Genomic DNA, 1173 nt, shown 5'->3' with positions numbered 1-1173 from the left:
TCTTCTTCTATATCTTCCAATTTCTCATAGTTAGATTCAATGATTGTGTCTATTATACTTCTAAAACACTCTCTTGCTGTATCAAAACGATTAGATAGATCTATATAAGCAAAGATATCATTCTCAGTTTCAAGTTTTCTTTTTGTATGGATTAATAAATTTGTTTTACCCATTTGTCTAGATACTAGTATGTATCCAGGTCTCCCCATATCATTGACTATTTGCTCAATCTGCCTATCTGCGTCTCGTTCTATATATAATTCTCTAGGAATTATTGTTTCTGATATTAATTTTTTAGTCATGATCTAGCCTTTAAAATGTCTAATGACTCACGATAGTGGCTTTTTAACTTCCTAGGTGAACCTTCTATAAGTTCAATATCAACATTAGGTAGGTTATCAATATTCAAGTGTCTGTTTATTATATTGTCTAATTCAATTAGATCTTCTTTATTCCAGTAACCAAGAGAGAATATACTAAAGTTGTCTGATATCTTTTCAAACTCCGTTCCAACTAGAGAGTCAGGCTCAAATATAGAAGATAATACTAGTTTGAAATTTTTAATTTCTTTTAATTTTACCAATATAGAATAGATGCATTGCGAAAATTCTTTAAACGCACAATGATCACTGATTGGTATTTCCTCAATGAATAAAACAAAACTATCAGATTTACATTTGTCTCGTATGATTAACTCTATATTATTTAAAATTACAGATATTCGTTCAGACTCATTGATTATGACATTTTCATCGAGATCGTAGGCAATACTTGTAAACATTTGTTGAATGTTTTCATTTATAGATGTACCTAAAGAAATATATTGAAAGTCAACTCCGTTTTTGAATAACAGTCTTTGAATAATAGCAGTTTTTCCAACACCAGATGGGCCACAAATCCATAGTCCTGATAATCTGAATTTATTTAAAACTATTTGGTCTACATCTCTATGTAGGTAGAAATTTTCTTGATTAGGGGTATATAAATCGAAAAGGACATCTTCCTTGGAGTCATCTGTTTTTGCTGATGAACTTGTTAACTTTATTTTGCAGAAGTCATTTCTTTCAATAAAACCCCAGAGTGCTTTGTGTGATTGGCTATCTTCATTTTCTGGCTTTACGATAGATGAATGATCTGTTCCTGCTATAAGTTTAGCTTTACCAAAGTAGCGTG

Annotated in this window: 1 protein-coding gene and 1 pseudogene; both read right to left on the bottom strand. The window is 30.6% G+C overall.

Annotation, left to right across the window (positions count from 1 at the left end):
* A pseudogene (locus M901_RS15725) lies at positions 1 to 302 on the bottom strand (hypothetical protein); the annotation flags it as partial.
* Positions 299 to 1173: ATP-binding protein (locus M901_RS15720; RefSeq protein WP_021279207.1), on the bottom strand; the 875-nt coding region annotated here is incomplete at its 5' end. The gene M901_RS15720 and the pseudogene M901_RS15725, both read right to left, overlap by 4 nt.

This window comes from Bacteriovorax sp. DB6_IX (assembly GCF_000447775.1).
Classification (GTDB): domain Bacteria; phylum Bdellovibrionota; class Bacteriovoracia; order Bacteriovoracales; family Bacteriovoracaceae; genus Halobacteriovorax_A.
The sequence above is the reverse complement of the archived record's forward strand: the minus strand, read 5'-3'. Positions and strand labels throughout refer to the sequence as shown.